The sequence below is a fragment of the Intestinimonas massiliensis (ex Afouda et al. 2020) genome, assembly GCF_001244995.1.
GTDB lineage: Bacteria > Bacillota > Clostridia > Oscillospirales > Oscillospiraceae > Intestinimonas > Intestinimonas massiliensis.
Genome location: NZ_LN869529.1, coordinates 1,949,196 through 1,975,157 on the forward strand (window position 1 = coordinate 1,949,196; position 25,962 = coordinate 1,975,157).

Consider the following 25,962-nt stretch of genomic DNA (forward strand, 5'->3'; position numbering starts at 1 on the left):
AGTGGAACATTGTGGCGGCCGGACGAGCCTGGCGGCACAGCCGCTTTAGCCTCCTGGCTTTGCGTCCCGGCCTTTCGGCCGGTTTGCCTCTGCACGTGTTCTGCTTTCTCGGGTTCGCTGCGTCTGTCTGCCAGACTTGGAAAAGGGCGCTCCTCTTTCTCAGTTCTCCCGGCCCGGCGCATCCCCCTCCTCTTCCTGCTCCAGCAGGGTACTGTCGATCAGGCGGATGAGCTCCAACGCGCTGCGGAAGGGCTCCGTCCTCCGGCCGTCCGTCCAGGTGACCGTCCCCTGCCAGGTGGCGTTCTGCGTATTGAGGATGCGCACCACGAAGGTCTCCCTCTCGCCTGTGGATTGCTTCACCAGCAATCACCTCCATCCATATGAGAGGCTCTGCGTGTTCTATGCACCAAGTCTAACTCAGAAAAGATACATTTCGGTCACATTTCAAATATTGCTGAAAAAAAGAATCGGACTCCTGTAGCAGAAGTCCGGTTCGTTCTACCCCCCGTCCACGTGGCTCTTGATGCGCTGGGTGATCATATCCAGCGCCACCAGGTTGTGGCCCCCGTCCAGCACCACAATGTCCGCATACTGGCGGCTGGGCTGGACAAACTGCTGGTGCATGGGCTTGACCGTATTCAAATACTGGCTGATGACCGAGTCCAGACTCCGGCCCCGCTCCTTTACGTCCCGCAGAATGCGCCGCAGGATTCGCACGTCGGCGTCGGTGTCCACAAAGATCTTGATGTCCATCAGGTCCCGCAGCTCCTTAGGGTGGAAGATCAAAATGCCCTCCACGATGACCACCTTGGTGGGCCGCACCTCCACCGTGTCCTTGGAGCGGTTGTGGATGGTATAGTCGTACACCGGGCAGTGGATGGTCTGGCCTGCGCACAGCGTCTTCAGATCCTCCACCATGAGGTCGGTATCGAAGGCGTCCGGGTGGTCGTAGTTGAGCTTGCAGCGCTCCTCATAGGGCATATTGGGATGGGCCTTATAATAGTTGTCGTGGTAGACCACGCTGACGTTTTCCCCAAAGTGGTCCTTGAGATGCTGGGTCAGGGTGGTCTTGCCCGAGCCGGTCCCGCCGGCGATGCCGATGATCATGGTGTCCATGCGTCCCGCCTCCTCGTTTTTCCCAATTATAAAGGATACAGACGGCTTTGACAATCCCTCTTGCGTCCCTCCGCCGGACGGGATACAATAGCCCTACGGAAAGGGGGGGCACCCATGGAGCTCAACGAGGCCGCCCGCGCCGCCTTCAACGCCATGCGGGAGGGCATCACCATCATCGACACCGACGGGATCATCGTCTTCGGCAACACGGCCTACCGGGAATTTCTCAACAAGGAGGCCGGAGGCGATATCGGCCCCATCGAGGGCTACCGGCTCCGGGACCTGCGGCCCGGCGCCCGCCTGCCCGATGTGCTGGCGAAGGGCGAGCCCATCCTCCATCTGACCCGGCAGGAGGTGGAGGACTTCTACTTTGTCAACCTGTACCCCATCTACCGGGACGGGGTGCTTCTGGGCGGCCTATCGGTGGTCACCTTCCTGGACGACGCCTACCGGGCCCGGGAAGAGCTGGAGGCCATGGAGGCCCGGAGCAAGCAGGTCCTCCACCGCATCAACAAGGCCAACGGCGCCCGGTATACCTTCGACGACATCGTGGCCGAGAGCCCGGCGGGAGCCCAGACCAAGGCCCTGGCGGAAAAGATCGCCGCCACCGACGCTACCGTGCTGCTGGAGTCGGAGAGCGGCACCGGAAAGGAGCTCTACGCCCAGGCCATCCACAACGCCAGTCTCCGGCGGGAGGGGGTCTTTGTGGCCATCAACTGTGCCAACTTCAATCCCAACATGCTGGAGTCCGAGCTGTTCGGCTACGTGGAGGGGGCCTTCACCGGGGCGAAAAAGGGCGGCAAGCTGGGGCTCTTCGAGGCCGCCGCCGGCGGCACCCTCTTCCTGGACGAGATCTCCGAGATGGACCTGGGCCTCCAGGCCAAGCTGCTCCGGGTGCTTCAGGAGCGCCGCATCCGTCCGGTGGGCGGCGTCAAGGAGATCGACGTGGATGTGCGGGTGATCGCCGCGTGCAACGCCGGCCTGCCGGACTATGTGGATCAGGGCAAGTTTCGAAAGGATCTCTATTACCGCCTCAACACCTTTCCCATCCACATTCCGCCCCTTCGGGAGCGGACCGGCGACATCCCCGCCCTGGCCGCCGCCATTCTGGACCAGCTCTCCCACAAGCTGCGCCGCCCCTTTACCCTCACCGACGAGGCCGTGCGCCTCCTCCAGGCGCATAGCTGGCCCGGCAACGTGCGGGAGCTGCGCAACGTGCTGGAGTTCTCCGCCTACCTCACCCCCTCCGGCATCATTACCTGCGAGGCCTTCCCCGCCGACCTGCGCCGCCCCGCGGAGCACGACGCCGCCCTCCCTCTGGTCCAAAGGGTCCGGGCCTTTGAAAAGCGGGAGATCCAGCGGCTGCTGGCCCGGAACGGCGCCAGTCTGGAGGGCAAGAAAAAAACGGCCGCCCAGTTGGGCATCTCTCTGGCCAGCCTATACAACAAGCTGAACGCGCCTGACTTCTAGTTTTTTAGAAATCAGTTCCAGCATTTTAGAATTTCGCCATTTGCAACGGCTTGGACCCCCATTCGTCCCGCAAAACATGTCGGATTTCTAATATTTTAGAATTGCGGTGCGGCCAATTGGCCGCGCTCCGCCCCGTTCCCAAAACCCGCGGCGCCTTGTCCCCCAGGCGCCGCGGGGCTTTTTTATTTTTTTCTCAAGTTTTGGCACGCCCCTTGCTTTGTTAACTAAGCGCAAGCGAGAAGCCCCACAGATCGCGCTGCAAAAACGAGGAGGTATTTGCATGTTAGCAGCACTTGGTTTCATCACAGTCATCGTCATGCTCGTCCTGATCATGACCAAGAAAGCGTCTCCCCTGGTCGCCCTCATCGCGGTCCCCGTCATCACCGGCATCCTGGCCTGCTTCTTCATCGCAGTGGTCCCGGAGGGCGCCCCGGAGGGGACCGCCGGCGTCGTCAACTTCATGGCCAACTTTAAGTCCCTGGGCAAGATGATCACCGGCTCGTCCGGCATCGGCTCCGTGGCCGCCACCGGCGTCATGTTCATCTTCTCCATCCTGTTCTTCGGCATCCTCACCGACGCCGGCACCTTCCGCCCCATCATCGGCGGCATCACCAGGATGATGGGCACCGACCCCGTGAAGATCGCCATCGGCACCGCCATCCTGGCCATGTGCGTCCATCTGGACGGCTCCGGCGCCGTCACCTTCCTGATCTGCGTGCCCCCGCTGGTGCCCCTGTATGACGCCGTGGGCATGAAGCGCACCACCCTGGCCACCATCGTCGCCATGGCCGCCGGCACCATGAATATCCTGCCCTGGGGCGGCCCCACCATCCGCGCCGCCACCGCTCTGAGCGTGGACGTGGTCAAGGAGCTGTTCATGCCCGTTCTCCCCGCCGTCATCGTGGGCCTGATCTGCGTGGTGGTATTCGCCGCCCTGCTGGGCAAGAAGGAGAAAGCCCGCATCGGCTCCGTGGCCCTGGGCAATGCCGAAGTCACTATGGCCGAGCTCTCCGATGAGCAGAAGGCCCTGCTGCGGCCCCATCTCTTCCCCATCAACCTGGCCCTCATCATCCTGGCCATCCTCTCCCTGCTGTTCTCCGGCTTTGCCCCCGCCGTGGTCTTCATGGTCTTCTACGTGCTGGCTACCGTCATCAACTACCCCAACGTGAAGGACTCCAAGGCCCGGGTGGACGCCCACGCCAAGGAGTGCTTGATGATGTGCTCCGTCCTCTTCGCCGCCGGCTGCTTTACCGGCATCATGAAGGGCACCGGCATGATTACCGAGATGGCCGGCGCGCTCACCGCCCTCATCCCCGCCTCTCTGGGCCGGTTCTTCCCCATCATTGTGGGTATCATCTCCATGCCCGCCTCCCTGCTGTTTGACCCCGATTCCTTCTATTACGGCGTGCTGCCCGTGCTGGCGCAGACCGCCGAGGGCTTCGGCGTGGCCGGCGTCAACGTGGGCCAGGCCGCCATTCTGGGCCAGATGACCACCGGCTTCCCTGTCTCCCCCCTCACCGCCTCCACCTTCCTGCTGGTAGGCCTGGCCGGCGTGGACCTGGGCGAGCATCAGAAAAAGACCATTCCCATGGTGTGGGCCATCTCCCTCATCATGCTGGTGGTGGGCGTCATCACCGGCGGCATCTCCATCTGAACCACACCTACCTTTTAACTGCTAGAAAGGAAGTCGTACTATGAAAACCATCCGTATCGGCAGCGGCGCAGGCTACGCCGGCGACCGCCTGGAGCCCTCCCTGGAACTCATTGAGAAGGGCAATCTGGACTACATCAGCTACGAGTGCCTGGCCGAGCGCACCATCGCCATCGGCCAGCAGGCCAAGCTGAAGGACCCCACCAAGGGCTATAACGGGCTGCTGGAGCACCGCATGGAAAAGGCCCTCCCTCTGGCCTGGGAGCACAAGGTGAAGATCATCACCAACATGGGCTCCGCCAACCCCCAGGCCGCCGCCAAAAAATGCGTGGAGATCGCCCGCAAGCACGGCCTCACCGGCATGAAGATCGCCTGTGTCACCGGCGACGATCTGCTGCCCGTCATCGACAAGTACAGGGACACCGAGGTCTGGGAGACCCACGAGCCCCTGTCCAAGCTGCCCGGCGAGATTGTCTCCGCCAACGCCTACATGGGCGTGGAGGGCATTCTGAAGGCCCTGGATCTGGGCGCCGACGTGGTCATCACCGGCCGTGTCTCCGACCCCGCCATCTTCATGGCCCCCCTCATCCACGAGTTCGGCTGGTCCCTGGAGGACTGGGACAAGCTGGGCAAGGGCACCATGGCGGGCCACCTGCTGGAGTGCGGCGGCCAGGTTACCGGCGGCTACTTCGCTGAGCCGGGCAAGAAGGACGTGCCCGGCGTGGGCCACCTGGGCTTCCCCATCATCGAGGTGGCTGAGGACGGCTCCTTCTTTGTCACCAAGGTCCCCGAGGCCGGCGGCATGGTGACCGTAGAGACCTGCTCCGAGCAGATCGTCTATGAGATCCACGACCCCGAGAACTACTTCACCCCCGACGTGGTGGCCGACTTCAAGCAGGTCAAGTTTACCGAGGTGGCCAAGGACAAGGTACAGGTGGAGGGCGCCACCGGCAAGCCCAAGACCGAGACCTTCAAGTGCTCCATCGGCTACCGCGACTGCTTCATCGGCGACGGCGAGATTTCCTACGGCGGACCCGGCTGCGTCGCCCGCGCCAAGCTGGCCCTGGACATCGTCAAGGAGCGGCTGGAGCTGGTGGCCCCCCACACCTTCGACGAGCTCAAGTTTGACCTCATCGGCTGCAACAGCCTGTACTGGAACCCCGACTACCAGTACAACGAGGAGCCCAGCGAGGTCCGGGTCCGGGTGGCCGGCCGGGCCAAGACCAAGGCGGACGCCGACATCATCGCCAACGAGGTGGAGGCTCTCTACACCAACGGCCCCGCCGGCGGCTGCGGCGCCGTGAAGCGCACCCGCGACATCGTATCCGTGGCCTCCATCCTGGTCAGCCGCTACGACGTCAAGCCGGAAGCCGAAATTTTTGAAGTCTGATTTTAGGGACAGAAAGGAAGTATCCGCCATGAAACTCTGGGATATCGCACACTCCCGCACCGGCGACAAGGGCAACATCTCCAACGTGTCCCTCATCGCTTACGACGCCAAGGACTTTGCGCTGCTCAAGGAGAAGGTCACCGCCGAAAAGGTGAAGGAGCACTTCAAGGGCATCGTCAAGGGCGAGGTGGTCCGTTACGAGCTGCCCAACATCCACGCCCTCAACTTCGTCATGTACGCCGCCCTGGGCGGCGGCGTCACCCGCTCCCTGTCCGTGGATATGCACGGCAAGGGTCTGAGCTCCTACCTGCTGGATATGGACATCTAAGTCCTTCCAATACCCTCCGAATCCCCAACACGAATTCTGCTTTTCCCACCCCGGACTTTTACGGAAGTCCGGGGCCTTTTTTCCGCGTGGCGGGGCAAAAGCCCGGTTTTTGCATATACTAGCGGTGTAAACCCGAAAGGAGAACTGCGTATGTGCGGAATTGCCGGATTCATCCACTTTGAGCGGGACAATGGCCGTCCGGAATGGGCGGCCATTGCCCATTCCATGGAGGAGACGCTGCACCACCGGGGCCCCGACGACAGGGGGGAGTGGACCTGCCCCGCCGGGGCGCTGGTCCACCGGCGGCTGGCGGTCATCGACCCGGACCGGGGCAGACAGCCCATGACCCGGTCCCGGGAGGGACAGGACTACGTTATCGTCTACAACGGTGAGCTCTACAACACCGGCGCGCTGCGCCGGGACCTGGAGGGGCGGGGCCACGCTTTTGAGACCGCCTCCGACACCGAGGTGCTCCTCGCCGCCTATCTGGAATACGGCGAGGCGGTGGGGACCCGGCTGGAGGGCATCTACGCCTTCGTGATCTGGGACGGGGCCCGAAAGCAGTTTTTCGCCTGCCGGGACCGCTTCGGGGTGAAGCCCTTCTTCTACGCCTGGGCCGACGACGGGGCCTTTGTCTTCGGCTCCGAGCTCAAGGCGCTGTTCGCCTATCCCGGTCTCACCCCCCGGGTGGACGCCGCCGGGTGGTGCGAGGTGCTGGGTATCGGCCCCGCCCGGACTGCCGGGGTAGGGGTGTTCGCCGGGGTGGAGGAGCTCCGGCCCGCCCACCAGATGGTCATCGGCCCGGCCGGGGCCCGGCAGGAGCGTTACTGGTCCCTGGTCAGCCGCCCCCACACCGACTCCTATGAGGACACGGTGGTCCGGGTCCGGGAGCTGGTCACCGGCGCCGTCACCCGGCAGTTGGTCTCCGACGTGCCCCTGTGCACCTTCCTGTCCGGCGGGCTGGACTCCAGCGTCATCACCGCCGTAGCCGCCCGGGACTACCAGCGCCGGGGCCTGCCCGCCCTGGAGACCTACTCCTTCGACTACGCCGACAACCAAAAGTACTTCCGGCCCTCCTCCTTCCAGCCCGACGCCGACTGGCCCTGGGTGGAGCGCATGGTGGAGGCCTTTCACACCCGGCACACCGTACTCACCTGCCCCATCCCCGATCTGGCCGCCCTGCTGGACCAGGCTATGCGGGCCAAGGACCTGCCCGGCATGGCCGACGTGGACGCCTCCCTGCTCTATTTCTGCCGCCAGGTGGCCCAAAAACATGTGGTGGCCCTGTCCGGGGAGTGCGCCGACGAGGTGTTCGGGGGCTACCCCTGGTTCGAGCGGCCCGAGATGCTCCACGCCTCCACCTTCCCCTGGAGCCGGGGCCTGGACGCCCGCAGGGAGGTCTTTGACCCGCGGCTGTGGAAGCGGCTGGGAGTGGAGGATTACGTGCAGTACCGCTACACCCAGTCGGTGGCCCAGACCCCCCGGCTGGAGGGGGAGGACCCGGAAAACGCCCGGCGGCGGGAGGTGGCCTGGCTCAACCTCAACTGGTTCATGTCCACCCTGCTGGACCGCAAGGACCGCATGAGCATGTGGTCGGGCCTGGAGGTGCGGGTCCCCTTCTGCGACCACCACCTGGTGGAGTACGTCTGGAACATCCCCTGGTGCATGAAGGCCATGAACGGCCGGCGCAAGCAGGTGCTGCGGGACGCGGCGGAGGGTCTGCTCCCCGTGGACGTGCGCACCCGGCCCAAGAGCCCCTATCCCAAGACCCACAACCCCCTCTACGAGGAGCTGGTCCGGGCCCGGGTGGCCGAGATCCTGGCCGACCCGGCAGCTCCCCTGCACGCTCTGGTGGACGAGAACGCCCTGCGGGCGGGGATGCTGGTCTCCGCCGGGGACTACGGCCGGCCCTGGTTCGGCCAGCTCATGGCCGGGCCCCAGATGCTGGCCTACCTGGTGCAGCTCAACGCCTGGATGGTCCGGTTCGGGCTGACGGTGTAGCACCCCGGCGGCGGGGAGAGCGCCGCCGGAAAAACTTTATCTTTTCTTCACTCCTTCTCAAGGAAAATTTACCTCCTTCGTGGTAGCCTGATAGCAACACGAAGGAGGCTTTTTCTTATGGAACCCATCCTATCCGTCTCACATCTGCAAAAGGTCTACGGTGACCGGGGCAGCCACACCCGGGCCCTGGACGACCTCAGCTTCGACGTGCTCCCCGGCGAGTTCGTGGGCGTTATGGGCGCGTCCGGCTCGGGCAAGACCACCCTTTTGAACTGTGTGTCCACCATCGACCGTCCCTCTTCCGGCACCATCACCGTGGACGGCACCGACGTCACCGCCCTCCGGGGCAAGGCCCTCTCCCGCTTCCGCCGGGAGCGGCTGGGCTTCGTCTTCCAGGACTGCAACCTGCTGGACACCCTCACCGCCTTTGAGAACATCGCCCTGGCCCTCACCATCCTGGGCACGCCCGCCGGGGAGATCGACCGCCGGGTCCGAGACACCGCCGGGCTGCTGGGGCTGGAGCGGGTGCTGGAAAAGTACCCCTACCAGCTCTCCGGCGGCGAGCAGCAGCGGGTGGCCGCCGCCCGGGCCATCATCACCGCCCCCGCCCTCGTCCTAGCCGACGAGCCCACCGGCGCGCTGGACTCCAAGTCCGCCGGGCAGCTTCTGGGCCAGCTCTCCCAGCTCAACCGGGAGCAGGGGGCCACCATCGTCATGGTCACCCACGACGCCTTTACCGCCTCCTGGTGTCATCGCATCCTCTTCATCAAGGACGGCCGACTCTGGCACGAGCTGCGGCGGGACGGGGAGGACCGGCGGCGGTTCTTCCAGGACATCATCGGCGTGGTCAGCCGGCTGGGAGGTGACGCGGCCGATGTTTTTTAAGCTGGCGCGGAAAAACGTCACCCGCAGTCTCAAGGACTACTCGGTGTACTTTCTCACCCTCACCCTGGGGGTGAGCCTCTTCTATGTGTTCAATTCCCTGGAGGGGCAGTGGGCGATGCAGATGCTGGCCAAAAGCGCCCACTATATGGTGGAATCCATCCTCATCTTCATGAACATCTTTTCCGCCTTCGTCTCGGTGGTGCTGGCCTGCCTGGTGCTTTACGCCAACACCTTTTTGATGAAGCGCCGCAAGCGGGAGCTGGGCACCTACTTCCTGCTGGGTCTGCCCGCAGGCAGGGTCTCCCTGCTGCTGGTGCTGGAGACCCTGCTCATCGGTCTGATGGCCCTGGCCACCGGACTGGTGCTGGGGGTCCTGCTGGCCCAGGGCCTGGGGCTGCTCACCATCGCCATGTTCTCCGCCTACCCTGCCGGGGAGCAGTTCGCTCTGGTCCTCTCCGTCAAGGCCATCGGCAAGACGGTGCTCTACTTCGGCGTCATCTTCCTGGTGGTCATGATTCTGACCGGGGTGTCGGTCTCCCGGGCCAAGCTCATCGACCTGATGCAGGGAGCCCGGAAAAACGAGGAGATGAAGGAGCGTCCCCTGTGGACCAGCGTCCTCACCTTCCTGGCCGGGGTGGCTCTGCTGGTCGTCGCCTACGCCATGCTCCTCATCCGGGGCATGCTATATATCGACCCGCTGTTCTTCCTCATGCTGGCCCTGGGTACTCTGGGGACCCTGCTGTTTTTCCGGTCCTTGTCCGGCTTCCTGCTGCGGGTGGTGAAGGGGCACAAAAAGCTTTATTACAGGGGCCTCAACATGTTTGTGCTGCGGCAGTTCAACTCCCGCATCCACACCACCTACCTGTCCATGACGGTGATCTGCCTGCTCCTGCTGCTGGCCATCGGCGTCACCGCCTGCTGTGTGGGCCTCAACGACACCATCGAGCAGAACACCTCCTCCGCCGCCCCCTACGACGTCACCATCCAGAATTACAGCGGGGACACCACCGTGGCGGACCTCCCCGCCCGGTTGGCAGAGTCCGGCTTTGACCCCGCTCTACTGGGGGAGCAGCACGACTTTCTCTTCTACTACAACGACCCCGCCGTCACCGGCATCCCCGCGGACGACGCCTATGCCGTGGTGCTGCTCTCCGACTACAACGCGCTGATGGCCCTCCAGGGCGGGCAGGCCCTGGCCGGGGACGGTCTGCCCCTTGTGACCGATCAGGCCATCGTGACCGGCTACAGCGGTATGAACCGCTATCTTGTGGCCCCCGACAGTTGGGCGGAGGCGCTCCAGGTCCGGCGGCAGGTCTTCTGCGCCAACTACCGGGGCGACAAGCAGACCGCCGAAGACGCCCTTGCCGCCGCCTGCAGCTCCCCCGCCTTTTCCGACGGGCTCACGCTGTCTCTGGACACTCGCATCGGAATCTACACGGAGAATATGGGCAGCAAGATCCTGGTGCTGTTCATGGGACTCTATCTGGGCATGGTCTTTCTCCTCACCGCCGCGGCGGTGCTGGCCCTCCAGCAGCTCAGCCAGGCGGCGGACAACGTGCCCCGCTATCAGATTCTCTCCCGCCTGGGCGTCCCGGAGCGGATGCGGGACCGCTCGGTACTCACCCAGGTAGCCCTGTCCTTCTTCCTCCCGCTGGCCCTGGCGGTGGTCCACTCCATCGTGGGCATGACGGCGGCCAACGCCGTGATCTCCGTCGTGGGGCGGGTGGATTCGGTGCGCAGCAGCCTGGTCACCGCCGGCTTCCTGGTGCTCATCTACGGGGCCTACTTCCTGGCCACCTGCTTCGGCGCCCGCCGCATCGTCAAAGGAAACGGGTAGCCTTCAGCCTCATCCCCCCTGAACGCACGGAGCGGTTGGACGCGCCTCCGGAAAATTTGCTTTTTTCTTTGCAAAGAACCGTCTTTTAAGAAGGGCTTTTGGTATTGCACCCTGTGGTGCTGTATGGAAAGTCCTTCTTTTTTATTTGAATGCGTAGTGAACAAGGCCGAAAGGCTTGCATCCCCAGGGTTTCAGGGCCAATTGGCTTTGTTCCAGTGCAAGGCAGGAACAGGAAACGCCCTCTTTCTTTTTATATTCTTTCGCTGTATCGGCGCGTCACGCGATATAGAACATAAAAAGCGCGTCTCGGCCCAAGGTGCGGGATAACTGTCTGGTCCACCGAAGCGGAACCGCAACATCCTCACGGTCTGCTTCTCCGACGGAGATAAAAAATTTCTTTATCCGGACGCCTTTGCCAAACACTTGACCTTAAAAAATAACGACATGCAGGATCAAATGAAACGCCTCCTGGCCGCAAGAAAGGCCGCAAGAGAGGCGGAGCGGCAAGCGTTCCAGCAGAAACAGGAGCACAAGAATCTCCTGCGCAATATGAAAATATCCGCAAACTCCCAGGCGGCGTTCCACCTCACCGCAGCACAGGAACAGGACGTATTCTCCGCATGGACTGTGTTCACCGGCACTTATCTGAGCGGACCTTCCAAAGGAGAGCCCCGGATTCCCGACCGGATGAAGCCGAATTCGCTTTGTCTGCTGACCAAACGTGGGGCTGGGGTGCAGGAGGCAAGCCGCCGCATCATCGGCGCTTTTATGGTCGGGGAGGATTTCTTCGGCGCTGATTGCCGAAGCGGCACAGTCGCCGCCCATCCGGTCCACCGCGTGGCGCTGCGGCCGGAAAAGGGCCTGGCCTTCTGGCCCTATTTTACGCGGGACCCTGAAAAACAGCGCTGGGGAAAAACGGCTCTGAAATATTTTTCCAACCAAACTGCCGAAAAAATTCTCTTTGATCTGCTGGGTCTGGCAGACACCGCAGAGGAACGCGAGGCCGCCCTGCGGTTCTATCCCTACTTTTGCAGGCTCAACCGAATACCACCCCGAGATGGGAAGGCGGAGGAGCCCTCCCGCGGCTGACCTCAGGGCCTCCGCCCCGGGGCCGCAAGCGCGCGGTTTGCGCGTCCTTTCCGCCGTGCCTGCCGCAAAATAGGGCTTGCATTCGCCGTCGAAATGTGCTATAATAGATTTCACGGTTTGGGATTATTGCGCCCATTTGAATGATGATACGGCCCTTCGGGCCTTTGAAAGGACGATGTATTTATGGGTACTCTGAAGCTCGTGCTCACCGTGGTCGATGTGATCGCCGCCGTTTTCCTCACCGCCGTAATCATGCTCCAGTCCGGCAAGAGCGCCGGTCTGTCCGGAGCCATCGCCGGCGGCGCCGACACCTTCCTGTCCAAGAACAAGGCCAAGAGCTGGGACGCCAAGCTGGCCCGCTGGACCAAGTGGGTGGCCATCGGCTTTATGGTCCTCTCTCTGGTCATCGGTCTGATGCCCAACGCCTGAGCGCATCAAAAACGCCTCTCCCAACGGGAGAGGCGTTTTTCTTTTTCCCATTCCGTGGTATACTACAGCTACCGACGAATAAAGGAGATTTTTTATTTGGAACTGAATGGAACCTACCAGGCCACCGGCAAGGGGTTTGGTTTTCTCATTCCCGAGGACGGGAAGGGCCGGGAGGACGACTGGTTCATCCCGCCCCGCAGCGAGGGCGGGGCCTGGAACGGCGACCGGGTGCTGGCCGTGCCTGTGGAGGACGACCGGGGCGGCCAGCGCCGTACCGCGAAAATCACGGCGGTGGTGGAGCGGGCCAACAAGACGGTCACCGGCGCCATTGAGCGCCAGGGCCGTGAGGTCTGGCTCCGCCCCGGCAGCGACCGTCTCCCCCACCCCATCAAGGTGGTGGGCCGTACCCGCTCGGCCAAGGCCGGGGACAAGGCCGCCGTGGCGGTGACCAGCTACGGAAACAAAAAGCTCCCCCCCATGGGCACGCTGCGGGAGATCTTCGGCAAGGACGGCACCCGCCCGGCCGCGGTGGAGGCCATTCTCTATCAGTACGGCATCGAGCGCGCCTTCCCCGTCTCGGTCCAGACCGCCGCCGAGCTGGCGCCCCGGGAGGTGGCGCCCGCCGACCTGGCCGGCCGCCTGGACCTGCGGGGCAAAACGGTCATCACCATCGACGGGGCCTCCTCCAAGGACTTCGACGACGCCGTCTCCCTGGAGCGGGACGCGCGGGGCCGCTGGGTGCTGGGCGTCCACATCGCGGACGTGTCCCACTACGTGGCCGAGGGCTCTCCGCTGGACCTGGAGGCGTGGAACCGGGGCACCTCGGTCTACTTTGCCGACCAGGTGGTGCCCATGCTGCCCCCGGAGCTGTCCAACGGCATCTGCTCCCTGAACCCCCACGTGGACCGGCTGGCCCTGAGCTGCATCCTGACCATGGGGCCGGATGGGGCGGTTCTGGACCACCGGCTCGTCAAGTCCGTCATCCGCTCCACCGAGCGGATGACCTACGGCGACTGCAACACCCTGCTGGCCGGGCTGGACCCGGAGCTGGAAGCCAAATACGCCCACATCCTGCCCATGCTCCGGGACATGGCGGCTCTGGCCGCCGCTCTGGAGCAGCGCCGCAGGCTCCGGGGCGCGCTGGACCTGGAGAGCCGTGAGTGCCATGTGATCTGTGACGAGCTGGGGGACCCGGTGGACGTCCAGGTCCGGGAGACGGGCGTCTCCGAGGCCCTCATCGAGTCCTTTATGCTCTCGGCCAACGAGTGTGTGGCCGAGCACCTCTTCCAGCTCCACGCCCCGGCGGTATACCGGGTCCACGAAAAGCCCTCGGAGGACAAGGTCGCCACTCTGCGGAGCATGCTCGCCCCCCTGGGCTACGACCTGAGAGAGGCCGACCACTTCTCCCTCCAGAAGGTGCTGGAGAAGGCCAGGGACACCCCGCAGGCCCCCGCCATCCACATGATGGTGCTGCGCAGCCTGATGAAGGCCCGGTACGATGTGGAGAATCTGGGGCACTTCGGTCTGGCGGCAAAGTTCTACTGTCACTTCACCTCGCCCATCCGCCGCTACCCCGACCTGATGGTCCACCGCATCCTCACCGCCCTGCTGGACGGGGCGCTGGAGGGCCGGACCCGCGGAAAGGAGTCGGCGGCGGCCCAGCGGGCGGCCCAGCAGTCCTCCGACCGGGAGGTGGCCGCCATGAACGCCGAACGGGAGATCGAAAAATGCTACCTGGCGGAGTATATGCACCAGCGCCTGGGAGAGACCTTTTCCGGCGCGGTGTCCGGGGTCACCCGGTTCGGCCTCTTCGTGGCCCTGCCCAACGGGGTGGAAGGGCTTCTCCCCGCCGCCGCCCTGCCCGACGACGACTATACGTACGATGAGGTGCGCATGACCCTGACCGGCTGCCGCACCAAGGCGGTCTGGTCCTTCGGAATGCCCCTGGAGGTGGTCTGCGCCGCCGCCGACCCCGGCTCGGGGCAGATCGACTTCGCGCTCCCGGAGGGGGCCGCACCCGCCCGTCCCGTCGAGGCCCGGCAGCCCCCCGTGAAGCCGTCCAGACGCTCGGCCAAGACGGGGAACAAGCCCGGTTACCGTCCGCCCAAACGGACCAAAGGCAGGAGGAAACGATGACAAATCGGAATTTACTCGCCCTCATATTGCTGATTGTATTCACGTTTACCGGCTGTCAGACCGCCGCGGTCCCCGCACCCGCGCCCGAGGCGGCCCCCACCGCCGCCGTGCCCAGCCCGGAATCCACCCCCACGCCGGCGCTCACCCCCGTCCCGGAACCCGACCCCTTTGCGGAGCAGCTCGCCGCCATGACGGTGGAGGAGAAGGTGGGCCAGCTTTTGATCGGGGGCTTTGAGGGCACGGAGATTGGGGACCAGGCGACCCGGCTGGTCCAGGAATATCAGGTGGGCGGGCTCATCCTCTACGGCCGGAACATCGCCGGCGCCGGCCAGCTTGTCACGCTGACCAACGGCCTTAAGGCCCTCAACGGCGATGGCATCCCCCTGTTCCTCTCCATCGACCAGGAGGGCGGCGGTGTGGACCGGATGCCCCCGGAGGTCCGCCGGACTCCCGGGGCCTACTGCGTGGGACAGACCGGCTCGGTCCCCGCCGCTCAGTCCTACGGCGACGTGCTGGCAGCCGAGTGCGCCGCCTTCGGCCTCAATCTGGACTTCGCCCCGGTGCTGGACGTGTGGTCCAATCCCGGCAACACCGTCATCGGGCAGCGGGCCTTCAGCGCCGACGCCCGGACCGTGGCGGGGCTGGGCCCCGCCGCCGCCCGCCGCATGATGGACCAGGGCATCATCCCCGCGGTCAAGCACTTTCCCGGCCATGGGGACACCGCGGTGGACTCCCACGTGGGTCTGCCGGTGGTGGATAAATCCCCGGAGGAGCTGGAGGAGACCGAGCTGATCCCCTTTCGCGCCGCCATCCAGTCCGCCGGGACGGACGGACAAGTCCCCGCCGTCATGGTGGCCCACATCCTGCTGACCCAGCTAGACCCGGAGCGGCCCGCCAGTCTCTCCCCCGCAGTGGTGACCGGCCTGCTGCGGGAGGAGCTTGGCTTTGCCGGAGCGGTCCTCACCGACGACCTGACCATGGGGGCCGTGACCCAGAGCTACGGTCTGGGTGAGGCCGCCGTTCTGGCCGTCGAGGCCGGCTGCGACATCCTGCTGGTCTGTCACGGGCAGGACAGCGTCCCCGCCGTCCGGACGGCTCTGCTGGAGGCGGTGGCCTCCGGCCGCATCACCGCAGAGCGCCTGGACGAGAGCGTCTATCGCATTCTCCGCCTGAAAACGGAATACGCCCTGACCAATGAGCCGGTGAGCTCCCCGGATCTGGAGGCCCTCAACGCCCAAATCGGCGCAGTGCCGGTCCAATGACTTGCATTTTCCACCTAGGCAAGGTACAATAGTGCCACTGCAAAGGCGGTGATCTGGATGACAAGAGAGGAAGCTTTTGAATTTCTGGACCGGACAGCCCGGGGCATTGCCGAGATGTTCGGCTCCACCTGTGAAACGCTGGTCCACGACATGGGCGTGCCCACCCATCCCATCCTCTCCATTTACAACGGCCACATCTCCGGCCGGACGGTGGGCTCTACCATGGACATCCTGGGCACCAACCGGGAGCTGGACCAGGAGGCCTCCACCACTGACCAGGTGAATCTGTACGCCACCACCCCCGCGGGGGCCCAGATCAAGTCCTCCACCTTCCACCTCATCGGAGAGGGCTACAATCTGGCTCTGGGCATCAACTTCGACTACACCTCTCTGGTCTATGCCAACCGCATCCTGGTGGACCTGATGAGCGCCGAGGCCGATCTGAAATCCGCCCTGTTCCAGGGGGGCGATACCGCCCTGACCGACCTGTTTGACGAGTGCCTGCGGGCGGTGGGCAAACCGGCAGATGCCCTGGGCAAGGCCGACCGGCTGAAGCTGGTGGCCTTGATGGAGCAGAAAAACGCCTTTTCCTACCGCAAATCCGTGCCCTTCGTGGCCAAGCGCCTGGGGGTAAGCCGGTATACGGTATATAAATACTTAGACGAGCTGGCCCGTCAGGGCGACGGCGGCCAGCCGGACTGAAACGAGGGATACGACATGAAGCATCAGGAACAGATCGAAGCCTATTGGAGCAACCCCGCCCGGGAGCGGGAACTGGTCGGCGCCATCGCCCGGCTGGTGAACGTGAAGAGCGTAAAGGGGGACCCGGAGCCCGGAAAGCCCTTCGGCCCCGGCCCTGCCGCCGCGCTGGACGAGGCTCTGGCCCTGTGCCGGGAGCTGGGCTTTTCCACCTCCGACTACGACCACTATGTGGGCCTGGCCGACCTCAACGACAAAGAGACCCGGCTGCACATCCTGGGCCACCTGGACGTGGTGGGGGAGGGCTCCGGCTGGGACACTGACCCCTATACCTGCGTGGAGAAGGACGGGATGCTGTACGGCCGGGGGGTCTCGGACGACAAGGGCCCCGTGGTCTGCGCCCTGCTGGCCATGAAGGCCGTGCGGGACCTGGGACTCCCCCTGTCCGCCAATGTCCGCTGCATCCTGGGCACCGATGAGGAGTCCGGCTCCGCCGACATCGCCTACTATTACGCCCGGGAGCCTTACGCCCCCATGGCCTTCACCCCCGACGCCGACTTCCCTCTCATCCACATTGAGAAGGGCCACTATCATCCGGACTTCGGCGCCCAGTGGGAGAGCTCCGACGCCAAGCCCCGGGTGGCCGCCCTCACCGGCGGGTTCCGCACCAACGTGGTACCTCCCGAGGCCGAGGCCATGGTACTGGGCCTTTACGCCCACGATGTGGAGCCGGTCTGTGACCAGGTGGCGGCCCGGACCGGGGCGGTGTTCACCGTCAGCGGCTCGGCCAGCGGCTGTCACATCCACTGCGCGGGCAAGAACGCCCACGCCGCCTCCCCCGACGGCGGCATCAACGCCATCGCCGCCCTGCTGGAGGTCCTTGCCGCCCTCCCCCTGGCCGGCTGCGCCGGCACGGACGCCATCCGCTCCATGCACGAGCTGTTTCCCTTTGGGGACAACCGGGGCCGCGCCCTGGGCATCGCCCAGTCCGACGCGGAGTCCGGCGAGCTCACCCTCAATCTGGCCGTCATGACGCTGACGGAAACCGGCTTTTCCGCCAAATTCGACGTGCGCTTCCCCCTCTGCGCCAACGAGGACAACTGCAAAAGGGCCTGTGAGGCCAGCTTTGCCGCCCACGGCATCGCCGTTACCGGCGCTCCGGATATGACCACCGTCCACTGTGTGAGCGCCGATTCCCCCCTGGTGCGGACCCTCCTGGCCTGCTACGAGACCTACACCGGCGAGCCGAACGCCCAGCCCATCGCCATCGGCGGCGGCACCTACGTCCACGACATCCCCGGCGGCGTGGCCTTCGGCTGCCAGTTCCCCGGCTTCGACCCCAAAATGCACGCCGCCAACGAGCAGGCCCGCATCGACCAGCTCCTCCTGTCCTGCAAGATCTTCACCCAGGCCATCGCGGAGCTGTGCGGCGGATGACGGGTCCGTACATCCGGCGGCGGCCGGCCGCCCTCCTGGCCGCCCTGTGCCTCTGCCTGGCCCTGACCGGCTGTGATACCGGGGCGCATATGACGGTCTTCGACGCCTCGTCCTATGTCTCGGGCCTGCTGGACCAGAGCTTTAAAAAGACCTGGTCCAACGCCTGGCTGGACCTGGTGGACCTGACGGAGGGCGCCGCTCTGGACGCCTACGAGGCGGGCCTGGACCAGGAGTACCGGCGCTTCGCCTACCAATTCGACCTTCAGGATGCCAGCCTCACCGACGAGACCCGACAGGCGGCGCGGGACCTGCTGGCGGAGATCTGCGCCAAGGCCCAGTACACCGTCCAGAGCGCCGTCGCCCTGGACGATGAGCGGTACGCCGTGGAGGTGAAGGTGCGCTCCATCGACCTGTTCCTCCAGGTGGAGGCGGACGACCTGTCCGACTACGCCGCCGCTTTTCAAGCCGCCCATGCTTCCGACCGTCCCGACGCGCTGGACGACGCGGACCGGTCCGCCTACTGGACCCAGTACGAAAACGACTGGGCCCTGGGCGTGGTGGAGCTGTGCCGGAGCAAGCTGGGCCTGCTGGGCTATGGCGACGTGGAATCCATCCTGGTGCTGGTGGCCCCCGACGACGCGGGGAACTACTCCATGGGGGACAATGACTTTGCCAACCTCTCGGCGCTGATCCTGCCCTATTGACTGCGATAAAAAACGGCTCTGTATTCCAAAACGGAATACAGAGCCGTTTTTCACGCCACTTACGCCTTTCCCCGATCTCCCTGCTCCCGCAGGACCGACAGGGCGTTTTTCAGAAAGGCGGGATAGGGCGCCCCCATCAGTCCCAGGTTCTCCAGCACCGACAAGCCCTCGTTTCCAATGAGAAACAGCAGCACCGCCGTCCGGGCATAGGTCTCCTCCACCAGGAGGTCCAGTCGCACCGCCACCAGCACCAGCGCCAGCTCCGCGCCCTTTTTACACAGCCCCCGGAAGCCCGCCCGGCTGTCCAGCGCCCCGTCTCCGCTCTTGTCCGACCGCCGGAACACCCCGGCCACCACCAGCCCGGTAAGGTAATCCAGCGCCATGCAAAACAGCAGGGTCTGCAGCGCGCGGTCCCATCCGCCCAGGGCGTTGACCGCCGCGCTCCCCGCTGCGGCCGCTCCGGCCAGCACCAGGTCCTTGGTCCGCAGCCATTGTTCTCTGTTCACGCCTCACGTTCCTTCCTATCGCACCATTTTCGCCAGCTCGGCCCAGGTGGGGCCCAGCGCCTCAAGGTCCGCCCAGGTCTGGAACCGCGCCTCCAGCTCGGCCCAGGTGGCGTACCAGAACGCATATTGGATCTCCAGGTGGCACGGCAGGATGTCTTCGATGATGCGCCGCATGGCAGGGAAGCCGTCCGGAACCCCCGGCACCTCGGGAAAGCACACCTCCACCGTCCCCGGCAGTTCCCCCTCGCTGGCCACAGCGTTGAGTCCGCAGCCGGTCAGGTTGTCGTTGACAGCGGCCAGGGTGAAGCAGTCCCCGCTGATGCGCAGCAGGGCGGCCAGGGCCTCCCGGCGGCGTGGAAGGCTGTCTGTCACCGGCCGCCGGGCCAGCAGCTTCTCCACCCGTTCCAGGCCCTCGTTCTCTGCGGTGGAGAGGAGCATTTCCCGCTGGATGGCCTCCAGGCGGGCGCCGCAGGCGTCCAGCGCCGCCCCCACCGCCTCCAGCTCTCCGGCTCCCAGGCCGCCCTCCAGCCGGTAGACCCCCAGGGGTCGGAGCAATTCCTTCAGATAGCGGGCGTAGCTCATGCCATCTCCTCCACCGTCAGGGTGCCCAGCACGGGTAGCACGTCGTCCGCCGCCGCCACGTCGGCGGCGGGGGTGACGACGGCATAGTTCTCCACCCCGTCCACGCCGTAGAGCAGGGCCCCCAGCCGGGCCCGCAGCACCGGCTGACCCAGCCGGCCGCCGTTGAACCAGCTCCGCAGGGCCTGCTCGGCGGCCTCCAGCACGGCGGCGGGGTCCGCCCCCGGCGCCACGGCCACCCGCACCGCCACATCCACCGTCCGGATCTCCGGCGCCCGGACCACCAGGTCCACGGCGATCTCCCGCCGCGCCTCAAAGTAGTCGGTCAGCTCCGCCAGCAACTCCGCCGAGGGTGTGCCGGAGGGGGCGGACACCACCACATCCACGGTACCCCGGCCTCTGGGCCGGGGTACCGCCACGGCGGCGGCCACTCCTTCGAAGGACAGCGCCCCCTGCTCATAAAAGGCGGCGTTGGCCCCGTTGGGCATCCGCTTGAAGCTGTCCAGCACCCGCTCCCGCAGCGCCTCGTCGCTCTCCCGGTCGGTACCGCCGGAGAAGCCCTCCGGATTGACGCACCGGCTCACCCCCACCGGGGCCACTGCCAACGAGAGGATGGTTCCGGCGGCCGCGTTGCCCGCCGCGCCGGCCTCCACGGCCCGGGCCCGGACCAGAGTGGTGAGCTCCCCGGCCGGCAGCGTCCCCTCCTCCACGGTCTCGAACCGCACCAGGCCCGCCGTCATGCACACCGTCCCCGCCGGGATAGGCCGGTCGGTGGCCGACGCCGTATCCACGCTGAACTGAATGCTTCCCTCGGCCTTGGCGGCCTCCCGCCGCTCCAGCCCCCGCAGAGCGGCGTGGCGGTCCAGGTCCTCCCCCTCCGCCGTCTGGGGAAAGCACTGCCGCTCCACCCACTGGGCCTGCACGTACATGGCGTAGATCTGGGCGGCCACGGCGTACAGCCGCGCCGCCAGGTCACCGCTCCCCGCCACCTCCGTCCCGGTGGCCTCGGCAAAGGCCGCCGCCATCTCCCGGTATATCTCCTCTACCGTTTTCAACCCGATTTCCTCCTCACACCGTCACCGAAGTGGAGAGGGCCTCTCCGTTCCAGTCCAGCCGCACATGGACCCGGAGCCGGTCTCCCTCCAGCTCCTCCACCTCCACGCCGGTGATCTCCAGCTCGCTTTCCTCCGCCAGCGCCTCGGCGGCGTATTGCCGGGCCAGGGCGGCCCTGGCCCCCGGCTTCTCCTGGGTCAGCCGGTACAGGCGGCTGCCCAGCTCGGGCAGGAAGGGGAAGCTCCCCCGCCGGGCGGAGAGCTGGAACAGCACCCGCTGCAAGAGCCCGTCCGTCCCTTCAGCCCGCCGGAGCCCGCCCTGTCCGTCCGGCACATAGTCTCCGTCCCGCAGCAACAGCTCCGCCATCAGCTTCCATCCCCCGGACCGGCCTGGGGCTGATAGGTGCCGGGCAGCTCCACGCCGTTGATGGATACCCGCCCGGTGATGGAAATCCGCCCGTCCGCCCCCAGCCGAACGGCGGTGTTTCCGCCGGGCCCCAAAAGGAGGATCTCTCCGGGGTCCAGCCCGGCAGCCGCTTCGGTCTCCACGCCGGCGATGCAGAGCTCCTCCCCCTGGTCTCCGGCTTTGATGACCAGCACCCGCTGCCCCGGGGCGGGCCGCCAGAGGTAGCCCCCCGGCCCCATCAGCGGCAGGTCCCGCCGCTCACCGGAGAGATAGACGCTGGGCCGGTCCCCGGCCAGGGTCACCGTCCCCAGCTCGGCGCCCGCCTCGGCGTTCCCGTTTCCCCGGCCTTGTCTTGACAGCCACATGGACTCACTTCCTCTCTCATAACACGCTTTCCGGCTCGCCCAGGACCAGCCGGGTCCGTCCGCCCTGTCCGTCCAGCTCCACGGCAGCCTCCAGTACCCGGTAGACGCCGTTGCAGCCCAGTCCCGTCCGGTCCAGGCGCACCAGGTCCCCCGGCCAGGCGAAAAACCGCTGGGGGACCGTCAGCTCCAGCCGTGACCGCTCGGCCTGGGAGCGCTGGAGCTGGAACTCCCCCCGGTAGCGCATGGCCTGGTATCCGCTCCGGCCCGGCATGGTCAGCACCCGGCGGCAGCGCCCTCCCTGCTCCGCGAAGGTCCGGTTGACCATCCGCTCGGCCTGCTGCCGGGTCTTGTCCCGCACCAGGATCTCCGAGAGCACGCCATAGCGCTTTTCCCGGCAGACCAGCTCCGTCACCGCCGTCTTGTCGTCGATGACCAGCCGCTCGCCGTCCTGCCAGGGGGAGAGGACCAGCCGGCCCTGCCGGTCAAAGCGGGGAGCCACACCCCCGTGGTAGCGGGCGAAGTCATAGAGCACCTGCCACTCGCTGCTGCCGCTGGCCACCGAAAAGCCCTCCACCGGCGGCAGTCGGTATCCGCCGGCCACCTGGATGCCGTAGGGCTCCACGTGGTCCCGCAGGATGTCCGCCGCCGTGGCGGTCTGATAGTCGGCCGCCTGGGCCTCGTTGTCCAGCAGCAGGGCGGCCATTCCCCGGCCAGAGACAGTCAGGGTGCTCCCGCTGTCCCCGAAGCGGCACTCGCACTCGTCCACCACGCCCTGAAAGACCCGCTGGCCGTCTTCCCATGCGGTAAAGCCCACCAGGTCGGCCAGACCTCCCTCCAGCCCCCGGTCCCACAGACATCGAAGTGCGAAGCTGTCGCAGGGCACTCCCGCCGTGTACTCCAGGGTGCAGGACAGCAGGGCCGGCAGGGTGAAGACCCGCCCGTCCCATCTGGTCAGCGCTGTCTCCATCACCGGATCTTCACCTGCTCTCCGGGCAGGATGAGGTTGGGGTTCTTGATCTGGGGATTGCGGGCGATGAGGTCGGTGAGCTCCACCTCATAGCTCCGTGCGATGCCCCACAGGGTCTCCCCCCTCTTCACCGTGTGCCACAGCGCTCCGGCACCGCCACTCCGGGCCGTCTGGTTGTGGGCGGCGGAGGCGGTCTCCTTCCACGTCCCGCGGTAGAGGTTCTGCTCCTCCCAGAAGGTAAAGCGGTAGCTGACGTAGTCGGCCCGGGGCTCCTGACGGAGGGCCAGGTCCACAAAGTAGGCCTCCGCCGTCTGCCAGACCGGGTGGACCAGCACGCCGGGGCCCGGATCGTAGAAGACGGAAGCCAGCTTTTTAAACTCCTGATAGGCGCCCTCCCCCACGAACTCGCCCTCTCCCCGCATGATCCGCCGGGTGAGTCCCAGGTCCTGGAGCTGATAGCCCCCGAAGGGGACCTTGTGGACCGCCATCTTCCGCTCGTAATCAATGGTGTAGGTTCTGGGGTTGTGGGGCCAGGTATAGGTCTTGTACCGCATGGCCGTCAAGCGCATGGGCTTCTCCCCCTTCTAAAACAGTGTAAATCGGCCGTCGTATCGCCGGGCGTCCCGCTGGAACAGGCGGTCCAGCTCCGCGGGCCGGAGGCCCGGCGTCTCCTCGGACGCCGGCGCGGGGACCCGGACCACTGTCCGGCCGGGGGCGGAGGTCCCATAGGCCGCGGCGGCCCGCAGGCGCGCCAGCCCCCAGTAGAGCCCGGCGGCGGCCTGTCCCGGCGGCGCGGTCCCCTCCAGCCCGCTCCACTCCGTCCCGCTCTCCGCCGGCTCCTGTGTTCCCCCGGCGGCGGAGCGGGCGGACGCCGGGAGGTCCGGCTCCCTTTCCCGGCGCCTTTCCCGGACCGCCGCCGTCTCCGGCGCGGCGGTCCCGTTTTGGCTCTGCGCCGCCGCTTGGCGGCTCTTCTCGGAGCTCCTTGCAGAGAGGACCGCCGCTGCCTCATGCCAGTCCCAGCTCCGTTCTTCCTCCTCCTCCAGCCGGTCCAGGCTGTCCTCGATGTAGTCCGTCATGCCTTCTCCCCCCGCCGCATCCGTTCAAACCGCTCCGGGTCGAACCCTGCGTTCTCCCCGGTCCGGTCGCCTCCCGTGGCCGCGCCGCAGACGGGGCACCGTCCCTCCCGTGCCTCCGCCCGGCAGGCGGGACACAGCGCATCCAGCGCCTCCTCGCCGTCCAGCAGCAGGTTGAGGGCGCACCACAGGTAATCCCGGTCGGTCATCGCCCGGGCCCGCGGCTCGGTGGGCAGCGCCCCAAAAGCCCGGAGCACGCGCCACTGAAGGCGCGCATAAGGCGCGTGCTCCAGGCTTTTTTTAAGTCGTGCACCCCCGGCTCTCCCTCCTCCGGGGAGGGATTTTCCCGCCGGTTGAAGGCGCTCCACTGGCGGCTGAGGGAGGCGATCTGCTCCACCGACAGGCCCTCCAGGACCGCGCCGCCGGTAGAGAACACCGGCTCTCCGCCCCGCTCCAGGGCTCGGGCCAAGAGGCAGGCGTTGGCGCACAGGGCCCGCTCCCGGTCCTCCCGCGTCAGGCCCGCCGCCTCCCGACGGGCCTCCAGCACCTCTCGGGCGGACAGGAGCCGCAGCTCCAGCCCCTGTCCCTCCTCTGCCGCCGTCCTCCGTGCTCCGGCCAGGAGGGTCATCCAATCCCGCTCCATGCTCACGCCTTCGTCTCGATTCGCTTGGCCGCCACAATGGTCACCTTTTCCACCACCATGTCGCCCAGGGTGCCGTTTTCCCCGATGGCGCTCCACTGGCAGCCGGAGTAGATAATCTTCCGGTCCGGCTTGCAGATAACCAGGGAGAAATCCTCCAGGTCGTGGAAGTTGATGCCGTCCCGCACGGCCTCGTCTGTGGCGTAGAGCCGCGTCAGCTCCACCAGATGGCTGCGTGGCCCGGGTATGGTGGCCACCGGCTGATCCTCGCCGAAGGCCTCCACCGTCCGGCTCGAGCGGCTGGTCTTTGCGGCGTAGCTCTGCACCACCGCCACCTTTTTGCCGTCTACCTCTAGATAGATGTCGCTGCTGGTGGGAAATCCCGTCACTGTCATTGCTTCCCCTCCGTATTAAACCGTCACATGGGCCGTCAGCCAGATCTGATTGAGTCCGTGGGTGACGGTAAAGCTGAACTCCACCAGACACACCGTGGGATTCTCCTCCAGCGCCGTCACCGTCACTCCGTCGTAGCCGGTGATGATCTCCCGGCCCAGCTTGTTCTCCAGCTCCAGAATGGTCTGGGCGCGGATCGCCCCTCTGGACTGCTCGGTGTTTTTGGCCCGCTGGAACTTGGCCCGCAGGCTGTTGCGCACTGCGGGGATCACGTCGTCCACGATGCGGATGGTGGACAGCTCCCGCCAGGTGCTGTCGGCGGCCTCGCCGTTCTTGGTTCTGGTGGTGACGCCCCGCACCACCGAGATCTCCCCCGCCGCGCTCTCCAGGGGGGTAACCCCGCCCCGCACCAGCAGGTCGATCTCGTTGTCGCTGTACTGGACCTTCAGTCCGCTCAGGCCCCGGAGTACCGCACCGCCCAGGGGCACCGCCGGGTCGTTCTCTCCGGCGATGGCCCCGGCCACGGCCGCCGCCGCCCGGCCCTTGCCGCTTGGGTCTGCGGGGGCCACCAGCACCATACGCTCGGCGTTGAGCCCCTCCGCCCGGGTCACCAGTTGGCTCACCGTCTCGGTCTCTCCTCCGGCCGCCACGCCGATGCGCTCCCGCCGGGCGGCGGAGGCGGCCTTTACGCTGTCCCGCAGGGCCTGCTGCACCGCCAGGGTGGTGGAGTCGCACACCACCACCGCTACGTCCTCCACCGCCTCCAGCGCGGCGAAGGCGGCGGCGTAACCGCTCTCATCCGCCGCGGGGACCGCGTCCACCGCCGCCGCCCCGTTGAGGAGCAGCAACCGGATCAGCTCGCAGATCTCCTCTCCGCTGCCGAAGGCGGAGACCGCATCCTCGTAGCGGGTGATCCGCACCGCCTCCCCGGCGGCGGCGCCGGTGCACAGCGCCGCCAGCCCGACCACCTTGCCGCCGCCGCTGCCGGACACCACCGCCGAGGCGTCGTAGGCAGAGTACACCCCCGGCCGTTCATGCGTCGTCATTGTCATGCTCGTTCCCCTCTCACCTCAAAATCCAGGAAGGTCCCGCCCTCATCGGCCACGGCGTAGAGCCACGCGCCGCACTGCGCCTCCGCAGGGCAGTGGAACAGCCCCGCCTCCCGGTCGAAGGCCGTCTCCCCCCGGGAGAGCGTGTGGAGCTTCAGCCCCTCCGGCCCCCCGGCGGCCAGGGCCTCCGCCAGATTGTCAAAGAGAGTCTGGCACCCCGCCGCCCCGCTCTCCCTCGGGGCGTAGAGGTCCAGCCCGAAGGTGACCTGTACCTTCCTGCCGTACAACTCCTGCCATTGGCCGCTGTCCCGGTCATACCGCTCTCCCAGGTAATCCCGGAAGCCGGACGGCCCGCCCTCGCAGGCGCGGATGGACACCGCCGCCACCGGCCCGCTCAGGCGTCTGCGCCCCTGGCCGGGCCAGGCCGCCACGGCCTGCACGCCCCGCGCAGTCAAAAAGGCCGTCATATGCTCCCGGATTCGATCCAATCCCGTCATG

29 protein-coding genes and 1 riboswitch are annotated in these 25,962 nt (G+C 66.2%); of the genes, 14 read left to right on the forward strand and 15 right to left on the reverse strand.

The features are described 5' to 3' along the window. Positions 1-10 precede the first annotated feature (10 nt). Positions 11-98: riboswitch (cyclic di-GMP riboswitch) on the reverse strand. A gap of 61 nt (positions 99-159) precedes the next feature. Further along, a complete protein-coding gene (locus tag BN2154_RS13385; RefSeq protein ID WP_050619253.1) occupies positions 160-360 on the reverse strand; it encodes a hypothetical protein in 201 nt (66 codons plus the stop codon). A gap of 138 nt (positions 361-498) precedes the next feature. Beyond that, the gene (gene udk / locus BN2154_RS13390; RefSeq protein WP_050619254.1) at positions 499-1,116 is read right to left on the reverse strand and encodes a uridine kinase; all 618 of its coding nucleotides are present in this window, start codon (positions 1,114-1,116) and stop codon (positions 499-501) included. Positions 1,117-1,230: 114 nt separating this feature from the next. Between udk and BN2154_RS13395 the strand changes: the two genes are divergently transcribed. The 14 genes from BN2154_RS13395 to BN2154_RS13460 all read left to right on the forward strand — a co-directional run bounded on the left by BN2154_RS13395 (position 1,231) and on the right by BN2154_RS13460 (position 18,434). After that, positions 1,231-2,586 carry a sigma-54 interaction domain-containing protein gene (locus tag BN2154_RS13395; protein WP_050619255.1) on the forward strand — a complete coding sequence of 452 codons (1,356 nt, stop codon included), beginning with the start codon at positions 1,231-1,233 and terminating at the stop codon, positions 2,584-2,586. 106 nt (positions 2,587-2,692) lie between these two features. Continuing rightward, positions 2,693-4,240, forward strand: coding sequence for a CitMHS family transporter (locus BN2154_RS13400; RefSeq protein ID WP_349676180.1), 1,548 nt, complete (start codon positions 2,693-2,695; stop codon positions 4,238-4,240). 40 nt (positions 4,241-4,280) lie between these two features. Further along, entirely contained in the window at positions 4,281-5,627 is a 1,347-nt protein-coding gene (locus tag BN2154_RS13405) for an acyclic terpene utilization AtuA family protein (RefSeq protein ID WP_050619257.1), read from the forward strand. A 28-nt stretch (positions 5,628-5,655) separates the two neighbouring features. Next, on the forward strand, positions 5,656-5,955 hold the full coding sequence (locus BN2154_RS13410; RefSeq protein WP_050619258.1) for an AtuA-related protein: 300 nt from the start codon (positions 5,656-5,658) through the stop codon (positions 5,953-5,955). 150 nt (positions 5,956-6,105) lie between these two features. Beyond that, the gene (gene asnB / locus BN2154_RS13415) at positions 6,106-7,956 is read left to right on the forward strand and encodes an asparagine synthase (glutamine-hydrolyzing) (protein WP_050619259.1); all 1,851 of its coding nucleotides are present in this window, start codon (positions 6,106-6,108) and stop codon (positions 7,954-7,956) included. 117 nt (positions 7,957-8,073) lie between these two features. Continuing rightward, the gene (locus BN2154_RS13420) at positions 8,074-8,841 is read left to right on the forward strand and encodes an ABC transporter ATP-binding protein (RefSeq protein ID WP_050619260.1); all 768 of its coding nucleotides are present in this window, start codon (positions 8,074-8,076) and stop codon (positions 8,839-8,841) included. Further along, a complete protein-coding gene (locus BN2154_RS13425; RefSeq protein WP_050619261.1) occupies positions 8,831-10,678 on the forward strand; it encodes an FtsX-like permease family protein in 1,848 nt (615 codons plus the stop codon). Before BN2154_RS13420 ends, BN2154_RS13425 begins: the two co-directional genes overlap by 11 nt. A gap of 549 nt (positions 10,679-11,227) precedes the next feature. Further along, positions 11,228-11,767: a hypothetical protein gene (locus tag BN2154_RS13430; RefSeq protein WP_195892357.1), complete on the forward strand. Its 540-nt coding sequence runs from the start codon at positions 11,228-11,230 to the stop codon at positions 11,765-11,767. A gap of 183 nt (positions 11,768-11,950) precedes the next feature. Next, positions 11,951-12,196 (forward strand): preprotein translocase subunit SecG, encoded by a 246-nt coding sequence (gene secG / locus BN2154_RS13435; RefSeq protein ID WP_050619263.1) that lies wholly within the window; start codon positions 11,951-11,953, stop codon positions 12,194-12,196. 54 nt (positions 12,197-12,250) lie between these two features. After that, positions 12,251-14,332, forward strand: coding sequence for a ribonuclease R (gene rnr / locus BN2154_RS13440; protein ID WP_050619264.1), 2,082 nt, complete (start codon positions 12,251-12,253; stop codon positions 14,330-14,332). Beyond that, on the forward strand, positions 14,329-15,594 hold the full coding sequence (gene nagZ, locus BN2154_RS13445) for a beta-N-acetylhexosaminidase (protein WP_050619265.1): 1,266 nt from the start codon (positions 14,329-14,331) through the stop codon (positions 15,592-15,594). The genes rnr and nagZ overlap by 4 nt, the downstream gene beginning before the upstream one ends. Positions 15,595-15,651: 57 nt before the next feature. After that, the gene (locus tag BN2154_RS13450) at positions 15,652-16,296 is read left to right on the forward strand and encodes a helix-turn-helix transcriptional regulator (RefSeq protein WP_050619266.1); all 645 of its coding nucleotides are present in this window, start codon (positions 15,652-15,654) and stop codon (positions 16,294-16,296) included. Between the two features lie 15 nt (positions 16,297-16,311). Then, positions 16,312-17,730: a Sapep family Mn(2+)-dependent dipeptidase gene (locus BN2154_RS13455; RefSeq protein ID WP_050619267.1), complete on the forward strand. Its 1,419-nt coding sequence runs from the start codon at positions 16,312-16,314 to the stop codon at positions 17,728-17,730. After that, positions 17,727-18,434, forward strand: coding sequence for a hypothetical protein (locus tag BN2154_RS13460; protein ID WP_050619268.1), 708 nt, complete (start codon positions 17,727-17,729; stop codon positions 18,432-18,434). The genes BN2154_RS13455 and BN2154_RS13460 overlap by 4 nt, the downstream gene beginning before the upstream one ends. Positions 18,435-18,493: 59 nt before the next feature. On the opposite strand, the gene BN2154_RS13465 is transcribed toward BN2154_RS13460, so the two are convergent. From BN2154_RS13465 to BN2154_RS13525, 13 genes are read right to left on the reverse strand one after another with little or no spacing between them, the layout of a single operon-like run. Next, on the reverse strand, positions 18,494-18,940 hold the full coding sequence (locus BN2154_RS13465; protein ID WP_238073778.1) for a phage holin family protein: 447 nt from the start codon (positions 18,938-18,940) through the stop codon (positions 18,494-18,496). A gap of 15 nt (positions 18,941-18,955) precedes the next feature. Further along, the gene (locus tag BN2154_RS13470) at positions 18,956-19,522 is read right to left on the reverse strand and encodes a hypothetical protein (RefSeq protein ID WP_050619269.1); all 567 of its coding nucleotides are present in this window, start codon (positions 19,520-19,522) and stop codon (positions 18,956-18,958) included. Continuing rightward, positions 19,519-20,574, reverse strand: coding sequence for a baseplate J/gp47 family protein (locus BN2154_RS13475; RefSeq protein WP_050619270.1), 1,056 nt, complete (start codon positions 20,572-20,574; stop codon positions 19,519-19,521). Before BN2154_RS13475 ends, BN2154_RS13470 begins: the two co-directional genes overlap by 4 nt. A 13-nt stretch (positions 20,575-20,587) precedes the next feature. Continuing rightward, positions 20,588-20,938 carry a hypothetical protein gene (locus BN2154_RS13480; RefSeq protein ID WP_050619271.1) on the reverse strand — a complete coding sequence of 117 codons (351 nt, stop codon included), beginning with the start codon at positions 20,936-20,938 and terminating at the stop codon, positions 20,588-20,590. After that, positions 20,938-21,342 carry a hypothetical protein gene (locus BN2154_RS13485; protein ID WP_050619272.1) on the reverse strand — a complete coding sequence of 135 codons (405 nt, stop codon included), beginning with the start codon at positions 21,340-21,342 and terminating at the stop codon, positions 20,938-20,940. The genes BN2154_RS13480 and BN2154_RS13485 overlap by 1 nt, the downstream gene beginning before the upstream one ends. A 16-nt stretch (positions 21,343-21,358) precedes the next feature. After that, positions 21,359-22,309: a hypothetical protein gene (locus tag BN2154_RS13490; protein ID WP_050619273.1), complete on the reverse strand. Its 951-nt coding sequence runs from the start codon at positions 22,307-22,309 to the stop codon at positions 21,359-21,361. Then, positions 22,309-22,878 (reverse strand): LysM peptidoglycan-binding domain-containing protein, encoded by a 570-nt coding sequence (locus BN2154_RS13495; RefSeq protein ID WP_242853763.1) that lies wholly within the window; start codon positions 22,876-22,878, stop codon positions 22,309-22,311. Before BN2154_RS13495 ends, BN2154_RS13490 begins: the two co-directional genes overlap by 1 nt. 15 nt (positions 22,879-22,893) lie before the next feature. Then, positions 22,894-23,385, reverse strand: coding sequence for a hypothetical protein (locus tag BN2154_RS13500; protein WP_050619274.1), 492 nt, complete (start codon positions 23,383-23,385; stop codon positions 22,894-22,896). Further along, on the reverse strand, positions 23,382-23,591 hold the full coding sequence (locus BN2154_RS13505) for a molybdopterin oxidoreductase (protein ID WP_050619275.1): 210 nt from the start codon (positions 23,589-23,591) through the stop codon (positions 23,382-23,384). The genes BN2154_RS13500 and BN2154_RS13505 overlap by 4 nt, the downstream gene beginning before the upstream one ends. After that, complete coding sequence (locus BN2154_RS13510; RefSeq protein WP_242853764.1) at positions 23,588-24,025, reverse strand: hypothetical protein; 438 nt, start codon at positions 24,023-24,025, stop codon at positions 23,588-23,590. The genes BN2154_RS13505 and BN2154_RS13510 overlap by 4 nt, the downstream gene beginning before the upstream one ends. A 2-nt stretch (positions 24,026-24,027) precedes the next feature. Then, a complete protein-coding gene (locus tag BN2154_RS13515) occupies positions 24,028-24,417 on the reverse strand; it encodes a hypothetical protein (protein ID WP_050619276.1) in 390 nt (129 codons plus the stop codon). 15 nt (positions 24,418-24,432) lie between these two features. Further along, positions 24,433-25,467, reverse strand: coding sequence for a phage tail sheath subtilisin-like domain-containing protein (locus BN2154_RS13520; protein WP_050619277.1), 1,035 nt, complete (start codon positions 25,465-25,467; stop codon positions 24,433-24,435). Further along, entirely contained in the window at positions 25,464-25,961 is a 498-nt protein-coding gene (locus BN2154_RS13525) for a hypothetical protein (RefSeq protein WP_050619278.1), read from the reverse strand. The genes BN2154_RS13520 and BN2154_RS13525 overlap by 4 nt, the downstream gene beginning before the upstream one ends. Position 25,962: the final 1 nt, after the last annotated feature.